The organism is Pseudarthrobacter sp. 01T43, from assembly GCF_056398665.1.
Genome location: NZ_JBFTPV010000021.1, coordinates 15089 through 32446 on the forward strand (window position 1 = coordinate 15089; position 17358 = coordinate 32446).

General features: G+C 65.4%; 17 protein-coding genes. 8 read left to right on the forward strand and 9 right to left on the reverse strand.

All coding sequences use genetic code 11. The features are described from left to right. Positions 1–8: 8 nt before the first annotated feature. From AC1DIM_RS16110 to AC1DIM_RS16130, 5 genes are all read left to right on the forward strand, one after another. Positions 9–1655 (forward strand): DNA repair helicase XPB, encoded by a 1647-nt coding sequence (locus AC1DIM_RS16110; protein ID WP_477711508.1) that lies wholly within the window; start codon positions 9–11, stop codon positions 1653–1655. A gap of 53 nt (positions 1656–1708) precedes the next feature. Further along, complete coding sequence (locus tag AC1DIM_RS16115) at positions 1709–2209, forward strand: DUF427 domain-containing protein (RefSeq protein WP_477711509.1); 501 nt, start codon at positions 1709–1711, stop codon at positions 2207–2209. 75 nt (positions 2210–2284) lie between these two features. After that, positions 2285–2995 (forward strand): response regulator transcription factor, encoded by a 711-nt coding sequence (locus AC1DIM_RS16120; RefSeq protein ID WP_058929981.1) that lies wholly within the window; start codon positions 2285–2287, stop codon positions 2993–2995. A gap of 2 nt (positions 2996–2997) precedes the next feature. After that, positions 2998–4545 carry a sensor histidine kinase gene (locus tag AC1DIM_RS16125; RefSeq protein ID WP_477711510.1) on the forward strand — a complete coding sequence of 516 codons (1548 nt, stop codon included), beginning with the start codon at positions 2998–3000 and terminating at the stop codon, positions 4543–4545. 108 nt (positions 4546–4653) lie between these two features. Next, positions 4654–4941 carry a WXG100 family type VII secretion target gene (locus tag AC1DIM_RS16130; protein WP_477711511.1) on the forward strand — a complete coding sequence of 96 codons (288 nt, stop codon included), beginning with the start codon at positions 4654–4656 and terminating at the stop codon, positions 4939–4941. A gap of 5 nt (positions 4942–4946) precedes the next feature. Here AC1DIM_RS16130 and AC1DIM_RS16135 read toward each other — a convergent pair whose 3' ends face one another. The 6 genes from AC1DIM_RS16135 to AC1DIM_RS16160 all read right to left on the reverse strand — a co-directional run bounded on the left by AC1DIM_RS16135 (position 4947) and on the right by AC1DIM_RS16160 (position 10873). Further along, positions 4947–5996, reverse strand: a complete 1050-nt coding sequence (locus tag AC1DIM_RS16135; RefSeq protein ID WP_477711512.1) for an RNase H family protein — start codon at positions 5994–5996, stop codon at positions 4947–4949. A gap of 250 nt (positions 5997–6246) precedes the next feature. Then, on the reverse strand, positions 6247–7875 hold the full coding sequence (gene groL, locus AC1DIM_RS16140) for a chaperonin GroEL (RefSeq protein WP_477711513.1): 1629 nt from the start codon (positions 7873–7875) through the stop codon (positions 6247–6249). Positions 7876–8166: 291 nt separating this feature from the next. After that, positions 8167–9438, reverse strand: a complete 1272-nt coding sequence (locus AC1DIM_RS16145; protein ID WP_477711514.1) for an ABC transporter substrate-binding protein — start codon at positions 9436–9438, stop codon at positions 8167–8169. Then, positions 9435–9641: a cold-shock protein gene (locus tag AC1DIM_RS16150; RefSeq protein ID WP_190991472.1), complete on the reverse strand. Its 207-nt coding sequence runs from the start codon at positions 9639–9641 to the stop codon at positions 9435–9437. Before AC1DIM_RS16150 ends, AC1DIM_RS16145 begins: the two co-directional genes overlap by 4 nt. Before the next feature lie 218 nt (positions 9642–9859). Continuing rightward, positions 9860–10492: a LytR C-terminal domain-containing protein gene (locus tag AC1DIM_RS16155; protein ID WP_477711515.1), complete on the reverse strand. Its 633-nt coding sequence runs from the start codon at positions 10490–10492 to the stop codon at positions 9860–9862. A 51-nt stretch (positions 10493–10543) separates the two neighbouring features. Further along, positions 10544–10873, reverse strand: coding sequence for a DUF3263 domain-containing protein (locus tag AC1DIM_RS16160; protein WP_477711516.1), 330 nt, complete (start codon positions 10871–10873; stop codon positions 10544–10546). Positions 10874–10999: 126 nt separating this feature from the next. Here AC1DIM_RS16160 and AC1DIM_RS16165 point away from each other — a divergent pair, with 126 nt between their 5' ends. After that, entirely contained in the window at positions 11000–11776 is a 777-nt protein-coding gene (locus AC1DIM_RS16165) for a uracil-DNA glycosylase (RefSeq protein ID WP_477711517.1), read from the forward strand. A gap of 9 nt (positions 11777–11785) precedes the next feature. Further along, positions 11786–12625 carry a siderophore-interacting protein gene (locus AC1DIM_RS16170; RefSeq protein WP_477711518.1) on the forward strand — a complete coding sequence of 280 codons (840 nt, stop codon included), beginning with the start codon at positions 11786–11788 and terminating at the stop codon, positions 12623–12625. An 18-nt stretch (positions 12626–12643) separates the two neighbouring features. On the opposite strand, the gene AC1DIM_RS16175 is transcribed toward AC1DIM_RS16170, so the two are convergent. The 3 genes from AC1DIM_RS16175 to AC1DIM_RS16185 all read right to left on the reverse strand — a co-directional run bounded on the left by AC1DIM_RS16175 (position 12644) and on the right by AC1DIM_RS16185 (position 16656). Then, complete coding sequence (locus tag AC1DIM_RS16175) at positions 12644–14131, reverse strand: threonine/serine exporter family protein (RefSeq protein ID WP_477711519.1); 1488 nt, start codon at positions 14129–14131, stop codon at positions 12644–12646. 38 nt (positions 14132–14169) lie between these two features. Further along, positions 14170–15486 carry a peptidoglycan bridge formation glycyltransferase FemA/FemB family protein gene (locus AC1DIM_RS16180; RefSeq protein ID WP_477711520.1) on the reverse strand — a complete coding sequence of 439 codons (1317 nt, stop codon included), beginning with the start codon at positions 15484–15486 and terminating at the stop codon, positions 14170–14172. Between the two features lie 96 nt (positions 15487–15582). Next, the gene (locus AC1DIM_RS16185) at positions 15583–16656 is read right to left on the reverse strand and encodes a lipid II:glycine glycyltransferase FemX (protein WP_477711521.1); all 1074 of its coding nucleotides are present in this window, start codon (positions 16654–16656) and stop codon (positions 15583–15585) included. 156 nt (positions 16657–16812) lie between these two features. Here AC1DIM_RS16185 and AC1DIM_RS16190 point away from each other — a divergent pair, with 156 nt between their 5' ends. Continuing rightward, positions 16813–17358 (forward strand): TspO/MBR family protein, encoded by a 546-nt coding sequence (locus tag AC1DIM_RS16190; protein ID WP_477711522.1) that lies wholly within the window; start codon positions 16813–16815, stop codon positions 17356–17358.

Below are 17358 nucleotides of genomic sequence, written 5' to 3' on the forward strand. Positions count from 1 at the left end.
TCCCCAACGTGACCGACGGCCCCCTGATTGTCCAGAGCGACAAGACCATCCTGCTCGAGGTGGACCACGAACTGGCTACCGAGGCGCGCCACGCGATCGCCCCCTTCGCCGAGTTGGAACGCGCCCCGGAGCACATGCACAGCTACCGGCTGACGCCGCTGGGCCTCTGGAACGCCCGCGCCGCCGGACTCGATGCGGAAAAGGTCCTGGACACCCTGCTCAAATACTCAAGGTTCCCGGTGCCGCACTCGCTGCTGATCGACGTCGAAGAGACCATGTCCCGGTATGGCCGGCTGCGGCTCGAAAAGGACCCCCAGCATGGCCTGGTCATGCGCACGGACGATTACCCGGTACTGGAGGAGGTGATCCGGGCCAAGAAGATCCAGCCCTTGTTGGGGCCTCGGATCGATGGCGAAACCATCGTGGTCCATTCCTCCCAACGCGGCCAGCTCAAACAGCTGCTCCTGAAAATCGGCTGGCCGGCCGAGGATTTGGCTGGCTATGTGGATGGCACGCCGCACTTGATCGCCCTCAACGAGGACGGCTGGAAGCTGCGCCCGTACCAGCAGCTCGCCACCGAGAATTTCTGGGCAGGCGGCAGCGGCGTGGTGGTGCTCCCCTGCGGCGCGGGGAAAACCCTGGTGGGCGCCGCGGCCATGGCCACCAGCTCCACCACCACGCTGATCCTGGTCACCAACACGGTGGCCGCCCGGCAGTGGAAGGATGAGCTGCTCAAGCGCACCTCCCTCACGGAGGACGAAATCGGTGAGTACTCGGGCGCCGTCAAAGAGGTCCGGCCCGTAACCATCGCCACGTACCAGGTGCTCACCACCAAGCGCGGCGGCCTCTACCCGCACCTGGAGCTCGTGGATGGCCACGACTGGGGCCTGATTATCTACGACGAAGTCCATCTGCTGCCGGCGCCCATCTTCCGCATGACGGCCGATCTCCAGGCCCGCCGCCGCCTGGGCCTCACGGCCACGCTGGTAAGGGAGGATGGCCGAGAAGGCGAGGTCTTCAGCCTTATCGGGCCCAAGCGCTATGACGCGCCTTGGAAGGACATCGAATCCCAGGGCTACATCGCGCCCGCGGACTGCGTGGAGGTCCGCGTTGACCTTCCCCGGGACGAACGGGTGGCTTACGCGATGGCCGAGGACGCCGACAAATACCGGCTCTGTTCAACGTCGGAGTCCAAAACCCTGATCGTGGAGCAGTTGGTGGCCAGGCACCAGGGCGACCAACTGCTGGTGATCGGGCAGTACATCGACCAGCTTGATGAGATCGGCGAACGCCTCGGCGCCCCTGTCATCAAGGGCGATACCTCCGTCAAAGAACGGCAAAGGCTCTTCGACGCTTTCCGTGCCGGCGAGGTTCAGACGCTAGTGGTGTCCAAGGTGGCCAACTTCTCCATCGACCTGCCGGAGGCCTCGGTTGCCATCCAGGTATCCGGGTCGTTCGGGTCCCGCCAGGAGGAAGCCCAGCGGCTGGGCCGCCTGCTCCGGCCCAAGAAGGACGGCCGGGCTGCCCGCTTCTATTCGCTGGTGGCCAGGGATACCTTGGACCAGGACTTCGCAGCCAAGAGGCAGCGGTTCCTGGCGGAGCAGGGCTACGCCTACCGCATCATGGACGCCAAGGACGTGGGGCAGCCAGGCTAGTTCTGTCCGCGCTGATGCGTGCGGATGGGCCGCCGGCCGCGCACACTGGAGAAATGCGCCAGAAGATCAAACCAATCATTCCGCTCCCCGGCCAGGAATCGGTGTGGGACTACCCGCGGCCGCCCCGCATTGAACCCAGCGCTGAAAGGATCCGGATTTTCTTTGGCGGCCAGCTCATTGTGGACACGTCTGACTCGGTCCGGGTGCTGGAGACCAGCCATCCTCCGGTCTATTACGTGCCCCGCTCGGCCTTCAGCCCGGGCGTCCTGGAGCCGGCGGCGGGGAGCAGTTTCTGCGAATTCAAGGGCGCAGCTACGTACCTGACTGTCCGCGCCGGCGGTGCAGAGTCCACGGGCGCCGCATGGTTCTACCCCGAGCCAACGGCAGGATTCGAACTCCTGGCTGACCGTGTTGCCGTCTACCCGGGCCGAATGACCGCCTGTGAGGTTGACGGGGAACGCGTGCGTCCGCAGGAAGGGGGCTTCTACGGCGGCTGGATCACCGACAAGGTGGCCGGGCCCTTCAAGGGCGGGCCGGGAACGCTTGGCTGGTAAGGCCCCGCCGTTTCCCTCGTCAAAAGCACAGGGAACGTCCAGAAAACTCACAGATTCTGGGAGCATGATGGGAGTATGAAGAAGACCGGTCCCGAAGCCAAGCTCCTCGTTGTTGACGATGAACCCAACATCCGCGAGCTGCTGTCCACGTCCCTGCGCTTCGCCGGTTTCGAGGTGGTTTCGGCTGCCAACGGGCGGGACGCCCTGGCCGCGGCCGAGCTGCACGCACCGGATCTGGCCGTCCTGGACGTTATGCTGCCTGACATGGACGGGTTCACCGTCACCCGCAAGCTCCGGGCATCCGGCAAGCACTTCCCCGTCCTGTTCCTGACGGCGAAGGACGACACCGAGGACAAGGTCACCGGCCTCACCGTGGGCGGGGATGACTACGTCACCAAGCCCTTCAGCCTGGACGAGGTGGTAGCACGCATCCGGGCCGTCCTGCGCCGCACCCAGCCTCTGCTGGACGACGACGCCGTCATCCGTGTTGATGATCTGGAGCTCGACGACGACGCCCATGAGGTGCGCCGTGGCGGCACCGTCATCGAGCTCTCCCCCACCGAGTTCAAGCTCCTGCGGTACCTGATGCTTAATCCCAACCGCGTACTGTCGAAGTCCCAGATCCTTGACCACGTCTGGGAGTACAACTTCAACGGCGACGCCTCGATTGTGGAGTCCTACATTTCCTACCTGCGGCGCAAGGTGGACATCGATCCTGACGCCCCTGCCCTGATCCAGACCAAGCGCGGCGTCGGCTACGTGCTCCGGACGGCTGAGAAGCGCTGACCTTGCTGCAGCGGTGGAAGTTGGCTTCCCTCAAGTCCCAGCTGGTCGCCATCATCATGGCGCTGCTGATTGTTGCCCTGACCGCCACCGGCGCGGGCACGCTGGCACTGCTGAACAGCTATCTCCAGGGCCAGGTGGATGACAAGCTGAACGCCGCCGTCGACCTCGCGAGCAAACAGCGCTCGTTCACGCCGCTGCAGGCGCCCAACCCGATGGTCCCCACCGATTACTCGCTGACTCTTTTTGTGCCCGGCGAGGAGCCCTACCCGTTCGGCGGAGACGCGAGCACCCGGCCGGACATCAGCGGTATCTCTTTGGATGAGGCCCAGCAGCGTGGCACCGAGCCTTACCAGGTCAGGGGAACGGACGGGCAGAACTGGCGCGTCGTTGCCGTGACTGTCCTCAGCGGCGGGCGCCTGGCCGTTGTGGTCATCGGTTTGCCGCTGCAGAGCGTGGACGACGTTCTCAAACACGCCACCTTGGTGATCTGCGGGGCCGGCCTGCTCACTCTGCTGCTCGCTTCCCTGATCGCCAGCTGGACAGTGTCCCGGTCGTTCCGGCCCTTGGCCAAGGTGGAGAAAACCGCCGCTGCCATCGCCGCCGGCGACCTCTCCCGGCGCGTGGACGTTGACAACCCCCACACCGAACTGGGACGGCTGGGCAGTTCGCTGAACGCCATGCTGGCCCACATCGAAACGGCTTTTGCCGCGAGGACCGCCTCCGAGGCCAGGATGCGCCGGTTCGCGGCCGATGCGTCCCATGAACTGCGTACCCCGCTGGTGACCATCCGGGGCTTCTCCGAGCTTTACCGCCACGGTGCCCTGGCCACTGACGAGGATGTGGCCACGGCCATGGGCAGGATCGAAAGCGAAGCCAAACGGATGGGTTCCATGGTGGAAGACCTCCTGCTGCTTGCGCGTCTGGACGAACAGCGTCCGCTCCAGCAGAAACCCGTTGACCTGCAGCTGATCGCGCACGACGCCGTGGTGGACACCCAGGCCAGCGACCGGGCCCGTCCCGTCTCCCTCACAGGGCTCGACGGCGGCCAGGCCATGCCCGCGCCTGTGCTGGGCGACGAAGCCAAACTGCGGCAGGTGGTGGGAAACCTCGTCGGCAATGCGCTGCGCTACACGCCCGAAGGCAGCCCCATCGAACTGGCCGTCGGCATCCGCACGTCCGACGCCGGACCGCGCGCCGTGATTGAAGTCCGCGACCACGGCCCCGGCATCTCGGAAGAGGAAGCTGCCAAGGTCTTTGAGCGTTTCTACCGCGCAGACACGTCCCGGACCCGTGAGACCGGTGGAAGCGGGCTGGGGCTCGCGATCGTCGCCGCCATCGTCGGTTCGCACGGCGGGTCCGTCAGGGTGGCCACGACCGACGGCGGCGGCGCCACTCTCGTGGTGAGCCTGCCCGTCCGCCAGGAAGCTGACGGCGTCCACACCGACCAGACGGAACAGGCGGGCCGGGCCGACGGGGACGACGGGGACAACCGCCCCGAGGGAGACGCGCGGGGTGGTGGTATGGGCGACGGCAAGGTTATCCACATATAGCACTCCAGCGTGGCGGGCCGGCAGCGCCCCTCCGTAGGCTCGATGCAGTGGCCCGGAACAGCCGGGCGGGCAGCGGACGCTGTCCCACTACATCGAGAGGCGCCAGCCATGAGCATCATTTCCGTCGATACCGAACTTCTCCAGCTCAAGTCAGCGAACGTCAAAGCAACTGTGGACCGGATCAGTTCCGACGTGCAGGCCATGAAGCGGGGCCTGGACGAACTGCAGGCCACATGGCGTGGCTCTGCCGCCAACAATTTCCAGGCCCTCGTTACGGAGTGGACCCTGACCCAAGGCAAGGTTGAAGCGTCGCTGGCATCCATCAACATGGCTCTGGCATCCGCGGCTAACACTTACGCCCAGGCCGAGCAGGGCAACACGCAGCGCTTCAGCTGAGCCGGTCAGGCTTCGGGTGTCGCCTGGTGAAACCGCAGCCGCCATTTCGTGCCATCCAACACCCACAGAGAGCTCCGGAGAACCGTGCCCGAGCGCGCATAGCTTCGGTACGTCAGCAAGACCGCGCTGGTGCCGATGCGGTCAGCGCCCAGGATCTCGAGCTCCGTCTGGTGTCCCGGGTCCTCTTCCAGTGCCATCATCATGGCGTCCCGGGTCCAGACCCTGCCTGAACTTCCGATCTCCATAAAGTCCGGGTGCAGGAGGACGCCGGTGCGGCCTATGTCGCCCCTGACCTCCGGGCCGGCCAGCTCGCGTTCGAGGGCCTCGACGATCGCCTCCGGGCTCGGTTCCGCCCCGGTGGCCACCGCTTCGTCGAACGCCTCGGCCTCGAGTTCGCTGAACAGGTCCGGCTCCTCAAAGGGCGCATTTCCGAGGGGGCTCGCGCCGACGGCGGGAGAAGGCTCCGTGCGGGCAAGCGCGGCAGCACTCCCGGCTTTGGCGGCTGCACTCCCAGCCCCGGCAGCAGTAGCAGCCCCCGCGGTGGTCTGGGACTGGCCCGCTGACTGGGAGTGGCCCGCTGAGACGGGGGCACCGGCGAACCCGGGGCCGGAACGGGCCGCGACCCCCTGCTGGTAGGCGGTGGCTGCGGCGCGGGCACGTTCATCGGCTGCCTCGTTGAGGTCATGACCGGCGTGGCCCTTAACCCATTCAAACGTGTACTTTCGGCCGGCGATTTCACGGTCCAGTTCCTTGAGCAGCTCCAAGTTCATGACAGGCTTGCCGTCACCTTTTCGCCAGCCCTTCCGTTTCCAGCCCGGCATCCATTTGGTGATCGAGTTGATGACGTACTGGCTGTCGCAGAGGACCCTCAGGTGCTCGTCAGGAACATGGGCGGTAGCGCGGAACAGGTCAAGCACGGCCATCAGCTCACCCTGGTTGTTGGTGCCGTGCGGCCATCCCCCCGCCCGCCAGCACTCGTCGTCGACGTACCAGGCCCAGCCGGCCGGGCCCGGGTTTCCTAAAGCCGAACCGTCGGCAGCTGCTGTAATTGTCACTGTTCCATCCTGCCAGAGTTCCGGCGCACTCCCGCGCCGATGCGGGCCGATGCGGGCCGATGCGGGCCGATGCGGGCCGCGATGCTCTATCAGGTTTGGTTGCCAAGGGGCACTTTTGGGAACCAAACCTGATAGAGCAAGTCGGGGTCAGCAGGTTACCCGGGTTAACGGCCGACGGCGGCCCCCACCTTTGGTGAGAACCGCCGTCGTGCGTTGTGCTGTGGTGCGTCTTGCCTGGGCTTTTTGGGGGCTAGAAGCCGCCCATGCCGCCCATGTCGTCGCCGCCACCCATGGCCGGAGCGTTCTTCTCCGGCTTGTCGGCCACTACGGCCTCGGTGGTGAGGAACAGACCGGCAATGGAAGCCGCGTTCTGCAGGGCAGAGCGGGTTACCTTGACGGGGTCGTTGATGCCGGCAGCCAGCAGGTCGACGTATTCGCCGGTTGCTGCGTTCAGGCCGTGGCCTGCGGGCAGGCCGCGGACCTTGTCCACCACAACGCCGGGCTCGAGGCCGGCGTTGAAGGCGATCTGCTTCAGCGGAGCGTCGATGGCAACGCGGACGATGTTGGCGCCCGTTGCTTCGTCACCCGTGAGGTTCAGGTTGGCGAACGCCTTGGCGCCGGCCTGGATCAGTGCAACGCCGCCACCGGCGACGATGCCTTCTTCAACAGCAGCCTTGGCGTTGCGGACAGCGTCCTCAATGCGGTGCTTGCGTTCCTTGAGCTCAACTTCGGTTGCGGCACCGGCCTTGATGACTGCAACGCCGCCGGCCAGCTTGGCCAGGCGTTCCTGCAGCTTCTCGCGGTCGTAGTCGGAATCGGAGTTTTCGATTTCGGCACGGATCTGGGAAACGCGGCCAGCGATCTGGTCGGCGTCGCCGGCACCTTCAACGATGGTGGTTTCGTCCTTGGTGACAACAACCTTGCGGGCGCGTCCCAGGAGTTCCAGTCCGGCGGTCTCCAGCTTGAGGCCGACTTCCTCGGCGATGACCTGGCCACCGGTGAGGACAGCAATGTCGGCCAGCTGGGCCTTGCGGCGGTCGCCGAAGCCCGGAGCCTTGACGGCAACAGACTTGAACGTACCGCGGATCTTGTTGACGATCAGCGTGGCCAGGGCCTCGCCCTCGATGTCCTCGGCAATGATCAGCAGCGGCTTGKWGGACTGCATGACCTTYTCCAGGACMGCAACSAGTTCCTTSACGTTGGAGATCTTGGAGTTGACGATCAGGATRTACGGGTCYTCAAGGACCGTTTCCTGGCGCTCKGYGTCGGTSACGAAGTAAGCGGAGATGTAACCCTTGTCGAAGCGCATGCCTTCGGTGAGCTCAAGCTCCAGGCCGAAGGTGTTGGACTCCTCGACCGTGATGACGCCTTCCTTGCCAACCTTGTCCAGGGCTTCGGCGATCAGGGCGCCGATTTCGTCGTCACCGGCGGAGATGGARGCSGTGGCYGCGATCTCTTCCTTGGTYTCGATCTCCTTGGCGGAGGCRAGCAGCTCAACCGTGACGGCTTCWACAGCCTTCTCGATGCCGCGCTTGAGGGACAGCGGGTCAGCGCCGGCTGCGACGTTGCGCAGGCCTTCTTTGACSAGGGCCTGGGCCAGCACGGTTGCCGTGGTGGTACCGTCGCCAGCGACGTCATCAGTCTTCTTGGCAACTTCCTTGACCAGCTCGGCGCCGATCTTTTCGTAAGGATCGTCCAGCTCGATCTCCTTGGCGATGGAAACACCATCGTTGGTGATCGTGGGGGCGCCCCACTTCTTTTCGAGGACGACGTTGCGGCCACGCGGGCCGAGGGTGACCTTGACGGCGTCGGCGAGGATGTTCAGGCCCCGCTCAAGACCGCGGCGTGCCTCTTCATCAAATGCAATGATCTTGGCCATAACGGCAGTAGTCCTTTCGGGACAGTCGTTAAGAATGAACCTCACTGCAGTGCCCGCGACGGACGATCTTTGACCGCGGCCTCTGTATGCCGCGGCTGGGGATCTCACTCCAGCTAGGTGTTTCTCTCGCTCCAGGCCCGGCGCCAAGCTCCGCAACCGGCGGATGCCGGACGTTGCTTTAGCAGTCGGTACGTAGGAGTGCTAACTCAATAATTAGCACTCCCTAGGTGAGAGTGCAAGCGAATGGGCCCCGAAACCGCGTATCCGTCGGCGGCCGTTCGCCGTTGGCGATCAGCCCGCCGCCCGGCCTGCTGCCTCGCGTCCGGTGAGTACGGCCCGGTTGTCCGCGCCGTACGTGAACACCATGAAGTTCGCCGTGGTGATATCTCCATGGGAGTCGAAGGCGACCGGCCCCGATTCGCCGTCGTAATTGATTTTTGCCCCAGTCTTCGCAACCGCAAGGCAGTCGGCATATGAGAGGCACGGTTTGCCGGGCTGGCCGGTGTCCTGCCCGGCAACTGTCCCGCCAGAAACAGGTATGAGGTTGGCCGCGATGGAGCGACCGGCGTCGTCATCGGCCACAGCCGCAGCCAAAGCCGCGAGGTTCACCGCGTCGTAGGCCTCGGCCGCGAAGGACAGGTCCTTCAAGGCCGGATTCGCTTCGAGCAGCCGCGCCTGGAAGGCCGCCGAGGCGAACACGCCGGGCACCACGGCACGGGCACCGTCCAGGGCTTTCGAGCCAAGCCCCGAGCCGTACTGCGCGAAGGCACCGTCGCTGAGGATCAGCTTGCTGCCGGCCAGCCCCGCATTATTGAGTTCCGCGAGGGCACCCTGGGCATCGTCGCGGGCGATCAGGACCACGGCGTCGGGCTTTGCCATCCGGGCCGCGGCGGCTGCCTGCTGCGCGGCACCCGGCTTGAACGCCGAGGTGCTGACGGTTTCCAGGCCCGCGGCGGTGGCGGCACCGGCCACCGCGGCGGAGACGTCCTTGCCATAGGTGCTGTCCTGGTGGACAACGGCAATGCTCTTGGCACCGCTATCCTTGGCCAGCTTCACCAATACGGAGGCCTGGGCAACGTCCGCTGCCGCCGTCCGGAAGTAGTAGCCGCCGCTCTTGTACGTGCTCAGCGCCCCCGCTGAATTCGCCGGCGAGATCAGCGGAGTCCTGGCGGCGGACAGCACGTCAATGGCGGCTGCCGCATGGCTGGAATCCGTGGGTCCAATCACCACGTCAGCCTTACCGTCAACGAGGTTTTTGGCCTGCGCTCCGGTATCTTCGCCGGCCCCGATGATCAATTCAACAGGCTTGCCTTTGTGGCCTCCGGCGGCGTTGATGTCCTTGACGGCGACCTCCGCGGCCGCCCGTTGTGCGTCGTTGAGGAAGCTCTGCTTTCCCGTGTTGTCCAGGATCATGCCGATGCGCAGGACACCATCGCCGGAGGCTTCAACGGTGTCCAGCCGGGCGTTGCCCCCGGCGGTGCCGGCACACCCGGCCAATGCCAGCAGAACGGCCGCCGCTGTGGTGCTCCGGAGGATTGCTGAAGGCAGGCTGCCGCCGTTCACTCTGCGGGCCGGACGCTTTCGGCCTGCGGGCCCTTCTCGCCTTCGCCGACTTCGAGCTCCACGCGCTGCCCCTCTTCGAGGGCCCGGTAGCCTTCGCCGTCGATGGCCGACCAGTGCACAAAGACGTCATCCCCGGAGCCATCCACGGTAATGAAGCCATAGCCCTTTTCGGCGTTGAACCACTTGACGGTTCCCAATGCCATGATGTCCACTCTTTCCGTAGTGCCGACGATCCACCTCACTGTGAGCCGCGTAAGCCGTATGCGCGTGCAGCTGTGCGCCGTGTACAGCTTTTTGCGCCGCGAAAGGGACCGAAGCCTGAATTCACTCTAGCCACAACCCGTCCCGGTGGCCGAGCCTCATGGCCCTCCGCGGCACGAAAGTTATTGACGCGTGACCGCGGGGCTTCCGGGGGTGGGTGTTACCGGTAGTCCGGCCCCAGTATCACTACAACAGGCAGCTGGAATTCCTGGCTGTTGACCAATGTGGGGATGCCCAGGAGGGTCCCCAGCGCTGCGGCGTTGGCCCGCTGAGCTTCACCCGCATAGAAGATCCTGGACGCCTGTTGCGGCGCTCCGGCCCAGTTGCCGACCTGTCCCAGCTTCCAGCCGTCGTTCTGCAGCACCGCACTGACCCGTCCGGCGAGCCCGGCGGTGCCGGCCGCGTTGTACACGGCAACGCCCTGCGACTTGTTCAGGAGGGCGGCCGGCGTTTCAGTGGCGGACGGAGAGGCCGTGGGCTCCGGGCTCGCAGAAGGCTCAGTGCTCACCGACGGCCCGGCGCTGGGGGACGGTTCCGCACTGGCCGATGGGGCGGCGCTCGCTACGGGGGATGCTGACGTTTCGAGGCTTGTGGACAGCTCGCTGCCGGCCTGGGTGAAGCCGAGTTTGGGGAGAATCAGGAATGAGACAAGTCCGATGGCCAGCGCCGCGATCCCTACCGCAAGGACCGGCCAGAGCTTCCGCCGGACGGGCGCCGAGGCCGTGCGGTGGACGCCTTGCCGCGAGGCGGTCTCCGGTACCTTGTCGAATTCATCGCGAGCGTATTTGGTCATGGTGCAGAGACGTCCTTGTTGATTGCTGCTGATGGCTCAGCACGAAGTTAGTCAGGCGTCGGAACCCAGGCGGCGAGCAGTGCGTGCCCGGTGACGCGACGTACGTAGTCTACGCAATCTCTTGACCAGCATGGGGTCGTGGGCCAGCGCCGCCTCGGAATCAATGAGGGCATTCAGCAGCTGGTAGTAGTGTGTCGCGGACAGGTCGAAGAGCTCCCGGATGGCCTGTTCCTTGGCCCCGGCGTACTTCCACCACTGCCGTTCCAGGGCAAGCATCTGCTGGTCGCGCTCGCTCAACGGGGAGTCACGAAGGGTGAAGTCAGCCAGCAGCGGGGTCTGTTCCGCGGCGTCCGGCAGGTGTTCCCGAGCAGGCTCCGCCACGGCACATCCCTTCGCTGGTGAGGTTGGAAATCTCATCCCATGCTACGGCGTAAATAACATGCTTGTCATTTGAAGCCCGGCCGCACTAACCGGCGGCCCCGGGGGGAACCCTGCGAGAATGGGACCGTGTTTGAATCTGACGCCCTGTTCGAGTTGGCGGAGGAGCCGGCGGACGCCGTTGGTTTCGCCGAGTTGGCGGCAATGCCGCTCCGTGAGTTGATGGTCGCCGACTGGGCGGCCGCGCTGGGCCCGGTTGAACCGGAGCTGCGCGGCGTCCTCACCTTCCTGGCCGCGGAAGTGGACGCGGGGCACCAAGTGCTGCCATCGCCGTCGAACGTCCTTCGCGCCTTCAGGCAGCCACTGGCTGAGGTCAAAGTCCTCATTGTGGGCCAGGACCCTTACCCGACCCCCGGCCACGCGGTAGGCCTTGCCTTCGCCGTCGACGCGCGGACACGACCCATCCCCCGGAGCCTGGCGAACATCTACCGCGAGCTGGAGTCCGATCTGGGCATTCCGCCGCGCGTCCACGGCGACCTGTCCGCGTGGGCCGGTCAGGGCGTCCTGCTGCTGAACAGGGTCATGAGCGTCCGGGCGGGCGCCGCCGGCTCGCACCGCGGCAAGGGCTGGGAGGCAATTACGACGGCGGCAGTCACCGCGGTGGCCAACCGCCGTGCCGCCGACGGCGGCAGCCTGCCGCTCGTGGCGGTGCTCTGGGGCAAGGATGCCGACGGCGTCCGGTCCCTCCTGCCCGGCGCGGCGGTGGTGGCCAGCGCGCACCCGAGCCCCTTGTCGGCGTCGCGCGGTTTCTTCGGCTCACGGCCTTTCAGCAGGATCAACGGGCTGCTGCGGGAACAGGGCTCGTCCGGCGTAACCTGGGAGCTCCCCGCCGGTCGTTTAGCTTAGGGTTGCCTTATGAGTACCGTCCCGGCCGCCACGAGCGCAACGAAGAACACCCGTCCGCAGATTGACCTCACCGTCATCCGACGGGAAGAACTCTCGCCGCACATGGTCAGGATCGTGGCGGGCGGCCCGGGCTTTTCCACCTACGCGAACAACGCCTTTGTGGACCGCTACGTCAAGATTGTGTTCCCGCAGCCCGGCGTTGAGTACGCCCAGCCGCTGGATCTGTGGACCATTCGCGAAACCATGCCCCGGGCGCAGTGGCCTTTCACCCGCACCTATACGGTCCGGTGGGTGGACACGGCAGCCCAGGAACTGGCCATCGACTTTGTCATCCACGGCGACGAAGGACTGGCAGGCCCCTGGGCGGCCACCGCGAAGCCCGGTGACACCTTCACCTTCACCGGCCCCGGAGGGGCCTACAACCCCTCGCCCGGCGCCGACTGGTACCTCTTTGCCGGGGACGAGGCCGCCCTGCCGGCCATCGCCGCAGTCATCGAATCTCTGCCGTCGGACGCCAGCGGTCTGGCGTTCATCGAGGTGGACGGCGACGCCGACATCCAGCAGATTGCGGCCCCGGCAGGCGTCCAGCTCAACTGGCTCCGCCGGAACGGTGCCCCCGCCGGTGAAGGCGATCTCCTCGTCTCCGCAGTGGCCGACGCCGACTGGCCGGACGGACGGGTTGACGTTTTTGCCCACGGCGAGCGCGGCTACATGAAGGCCCTGCGGAACGTGCTCTTTGTCCAGCGTGGCCTCGAACGGAGCCAGGTGTCCCTCTCCGGCTACTGGGCAAAGGGCCGGGTGGAGGACGATTTCCAGGCGGAGAAGAAGCTGCCGATCGGGAAGATCTAGGCAGGCGGCTTTACCGCTCTACCGCCGGCGTGCGCGGCGTCGCTCGTTGCTGGCCAGGCTACGCGTCAGGGGCCGGGCGAGGGTGTCGCCGAGGACAATGCCGGCCGCCGTGCCCAGCACAATCGCGCCTGCGTTGAGCATCCCCCCGGCGCCAAACAGGATCTCGGACTCCTTGATGGTCAGGACGTACATGGAGCGGAAGATGGTCAGGCCGGGCAGGAGGATCAGCGCGGCCGGAACGGCAACCACCAGCTGCGGGGCGCCCATCTTCAGTGCCACCACCCTCGCCAGCAGACCGATCACGACGGCGGCGATTGCCGGGGAGAACCGGTCACCGATGCCGAGGGAGCCTGCACCCAGCAGCACAAAGTAACCCACCACGCCCACACCCGCGGTGGGCAGCAGCAGATCCCAGGAGGTCTGCTCTGTGATGCCGATGGCCATCACGGCGAGGGCAATGAAGATCACCAGGACCCACAGATCGTAAGCGGGCGGGAACGTCTCAGTGACGTCTATGGCCTGCATCCCGCTCATCGCCCCCGCAACAGAGGCCACCGCGATCCCGGCCACAATGGCGCCAAAAGTCAGCAGCGTGGACAGGAACCGGCCCGCTGCCGTCACGGGGAACCCGTTGATGGCGTCCTGGACAGAGGAAACCAGCCGCCCGGTGGGGAGGAGCAGCAGGATGCCGCCCACCACCACGATCGCCGGTGCATTGGTGAGGCCGAAGCGCCACAACAGCAGCGCGGTGAGCGTGACACCGAAGGAGCACGCCGCCGTCGTAAAGAAGTCCGGCACCCGCCACCGGCCCAGCTGACGGGCAAGGAGGCTGACCCCGAGGTTGGCCACGAAGGCGATGGCTGAGGACGCCGGTCCCCCGCCGAGGACGCCCACAAAGGCGGCCGCGAACACGCCGAAGGCCATGGTGACCATCCAGCGCGGGAACGGTTTGGGGCTGGTGATGGCCTCGTCCAGCCGTCGGATGGCTTCATCGCGGCCCACACCCCCGGCCACAATGTCCGTCACCAGCCGGTGCACTTTCGCCAGCCCGGCGTAGTTGTTGGTCCAGGACCGCACCACCCGAAGCAGCGCGATGGGCGGCTGGTCCTTGGGAGCGTAGTTGATGGCCACCGACTGGTTGGTGATGTCCACCTCGATGTTTTTCAGCCCCAGCGCCGCGGTGACGGCAATGATGCTCGTCTCCACCTCGAGGGCGCCGGCCCCGTAGCGGAACATGGTCTCGGCCAGGTGTAGGGCAAAATCCAGGGTCTTACGGGCGGAGGTGTCCACGCCTCCCACCTGGATCATGGGGTTGGCGTAGGGGCTCCCGGCGAGCCTGTCCACGATGCTCAGTGGCGCCGTCGGCGGGTTCTCCCCCTGGACCAGGCGTCGCAGCATCCGCTTCGCGGCAGCATCCTGGCGGAGCTGGGAAGGCGAGAGCGGCTCTGTCTTGGGCAGGCCGTCGGTATGGGCCTTGCCCCGGGAATTTTCAGGACGTTTGGTCACGTTGGTCCTCCTCCCTGTTTGGCGCGTGTGGTTTGGTGTTACGCCTGCCGCTTCAGCGGCAGTTTGCCGAGCAGTATCCTGGCGACGGCAACGGCGGCTCTGCCCAGGCGGTTGGCCCGGAAGGCGAGGGGCCGGACCGGCATCACGAAGTCGCCAACGAGTTGAACCACGTTTCCGCCGAAACCCTTCTTGAACTGGTAGCCGCCGTGGCCTTCCTCGTCCTGACCCTCGATGCCAAAGGTGCCATAGAAGTTGTACCTGGCGTAGCCCTTCTCCAGGCCGTGCAGCATCATGCCCCAGTACAGGGAGGTGGCCCCGTTGAAGTAGATGTAGTCCTGTTTGGTGCCGCCGATCACGCACACCACTTCGTCGCCGAAGCACACAAAGTGAATGGCGGCCACGGTGGCGACGCCCACGGAATCAGGGAACCGTTCGATGTCCTTGAGACTGCGCTCATAGCTGTCCGCGAGGTCCTGGACCACTTTGAGCCGGTTGGCTTTCTTTTTGCTGCCGGATTCTTCGACCTCGCGGCGCAGTTCGGCGGCGGCCGCGGCTTCGGCTTCCAGGCGTTCGGTGATGGACTTCCGATACGCGGGGATGTCGATCTTCGCCATCATGAGTTTGGTGAACTCGGGCGAGGTGGTCCGCAGGAGCTGTTCGTAGTATTCGCGTTCCCGGTAGACGAAGCCCTTCTCGTCCCCTGCGGTGCTCAGCGCGTTGTAGAACTCATCCAGGGTCGCCAGGGTGGCCTGTTCCAGGAACACGCCGTTCTTTTCCGCCTTGCGGATGGCCTTGCGGGTCCGGTAGCTGGTGCTCATGATGAGCTCTTCGGAATCCTTGATGCCTTCGAGTGTCTTGATGAACATCCAGTTCACGTTGACGAAGTCCATCTCTGAGCCCTGGTGCTCGAACCCCAGTCCCGCAAGCTCGGCCACGAGCGGCCTGTTGTCCGTCAGCTCGGGGTGCTCGGCGCCGTCTTCATCGCGGGCGATATAGGTCAGGTTCGGGGAGATCCGAAGTTCGGCGGCTTTCCGGCCGGCGGCGCGTTCTTTGAGAAGTCTGACGACGTCACGCACCAGGGTGGTGTCCGTGTAGTCCATGAGGGGGCCCTTGGCGCACTCGCACACCTTGTAGCCCCAGCGGTTGGTGGTGTAGTTGAGCTTGCCGGCGGCGACAAGTTCGCCGTCGCGCCTGACACCGAAGAGTTCCACCACCAGGCCGCGGGAACGCTGGAACCGGACGAAGTCAGCGGACTGGATGAAGCTGTTTTGCGGGTGTTTGAGTGAGTAGGCCTCGAACTCGGCATCGCTGAGGATGCCAAGCTCGAGTCCGGCTTCGGCCTTGGTTGGATTCACGGAAGTAACCTCATCTGTGGCTGCGCCGCCCGGCTGGGGCCTGCGCTGGCAGTCGTAGTGGTTGGCGGGTGGTGGGTGTGCGTTGGTGGCGCGCTCTCAGTAGAACTGCTGGCCGGTGCGGGCGGTTTCGAGCCGACGGAAGATCCGTTCCGCTCCCTTGACCCAGAGGGCGTGCCGGATCGGCGAGAGGACGTAGTCATGGCAGCCGACGAAGTCCGTGACCGTCTTGGTGAAGCTCGTCTTGAACATGCCCATACCGTACAAATTGTGGGATTTGTCCTTGATCCGGGCCGCCGGAGGCGTCCCGCAGAAGTCGTATTCGGTGCAGCCGAGCTCCTGCATGCGGCGGATCGCGGCCCATTGGACCAGATGGGAATCGCCGTACTGCTTGCGGTTCTGGGTGGAGCCGCCGTCCTTGTAGGTTGCCTTGGCACCGTAGTTGATCACAAAGGCACCCACGCTGGGTTTGCCGTCCTCGTACACGAAGAAGAACCGGCCTTGGCCGCGGTTGCAGAATTCGTCCCAGAATTGGGCGTAGTACTCGTAGCTGCGCAGCGGCATGGAGCCCTTGGCGTTGACGGTGTCCGCCATGAGGTCATAAAGGGCCTGGTACGTTTCCGGGCTCTGTTCGCGTTCCACCACCACGCAGCCTTCGCGTTCGGCCCGGCGGATCGCGTTGCGGGCACGGGAGGAAATGGCACGGAGAACTTCGTTGGCAGGCGCGGCAATATCCAGCAGCGCAGTTGAGTCGTTGGACTGGATGTTGGGGGCCTTCACCAGGCCCGCGGCGGCAAGCTGCGCCGGGACTTCCGGTGAATCGATGATGTCCGGCTCGATCTTGATGCTGAAGACATTGAGCCTGCGGCCGCGGGCGAACGCGGCGCACGCTTCCAAGGCCGGCTTAAGGTCTTCGACGGAGTCCAGGTCCGGCCCCTTGATCAGGTACCAGAGCCGGCCCAGGACCGGGAATTTCTTCTCGAGGACCACGTTGTAGCTGGACGTTGCTCCCGATTCCAGGACCAGGAAGCGGACGCTCCAGCCGCTGCCGTTCTTTACCGACGCGTAAGCCGCAGACTGCAGCATGTTGCCGCCGTTGGGGTTGGCTGTAACGTGCTTGTCCCAGTTCTCAATTTCCTCCGCAGTGGCAAAGCGGGCGGTGAATTCTCGCAAGGGGGCAGTGTCCAATCTCAGGGTTTCGTGCGCGGTTCTGTTCTCGTGGCGGCGTGCGGACATGTAGCCACAAGTCTAAAGCCTGATCCTGTCCGGCCGTTCCAGCAGGGTGGAGGGCGGCTTGACCAGCGGGCCGCCCTTCGCAAGGGTTGACCCATGGAGTCACTGCCCGGAAAATCCGTCCAAAGCCCCGAGGGCGCCAGCCCGAAACGTGGGCGCGGCCCCCAGGCGCTCGCCCTCGCGATCTTCCTGGCAGGCTCCGCCTTCGTCGCCTGGCTGGGTGCTTTTGCCACCATCAACAACGTGAACGGCTGGTACGTCGACGCTGATAAGGCTCCCTGGTCACCACCCAACTGGCTGTTCGGGCCGGTCTGGACAGCGCTCTACACGGCCATGGCAGTCGCCGCCTGGCTGGTCTGGCGCCGCCACAGCCAGGAGTCGCGGCCGGCCTTGGTGGTCTACGGAATCCAACTGGGCCTCAACCTGCTGTGGACTCCGACATTTTTCAGCCTTTATCCCTCGATCGGCACGGCGGCTCTTTGGCTGGCTTTCGCCATCATCCTTGCGCTGATCGTGGCAGTGACCGTAACGGTGGTCCGCTTCGGCCCGATCAGCCGGATGGCAGGGCTCCTTATGCTGCCCTACATCACCTGGATTGTGTTCGCGTCGTCCCTCAACCTCTGGGCAGCGCTGAACAACTAA

Bases quoted from the DNA above. Each gene is read 5' to 3' on its own strand.
- AC1DIM_RS16120 (WP_058929981.1), top strand. From the start codon at position 2,285: ATGAAGAAGACCGGTCCCGAAGCCAAGCTCCTCGTTGTTGACGATGAA.
- AC1DIM_RS16115 (WP_477711509.1), top strand. From the start codon at position 1,709: ATGCGCCAGAAGATCAAACCAATCATTCCGCTCCCCGGCCAGGAATCG.
- AC1DIM_RS16150 (WP_190991472.1), bottom strand. From the start codon at position 9,641: ATGGCATTGGGAACCGTCAAGTGGTTCAACGCCGAAAAGGGCTATGGC.
- AC1DIM_RS16190 (WP_477711522.1), top strand. From the start codon at position 16,813: ATGGAGTCACTGCCCGGAAAATCCGTCCAAAGCCCCGAGGGCGCCAGC.
- AC1DIM_RS16130 (WP_477711511.1), top strand. From the start codon at position 4,654: ATGAGCATCATTTCCGTCGATACCGAACTTCTCCAGCTCAAGTCAGCG.
- AC1DIM_RS16170 (WP_477711518.1), top strand. From the start codon at position 11,786: ATGAGTACCGTCCCGGCCGCCACGAGCGCAACGAAGAACACCCGTCCG.
- AC1DIM_RS16155 (WP_477711515.1), bottom strand. From the start codon at position 10,492: ATGACCAAATACGCTCGCGATGAATTCGACAAGGTACCGGAGACCGCC.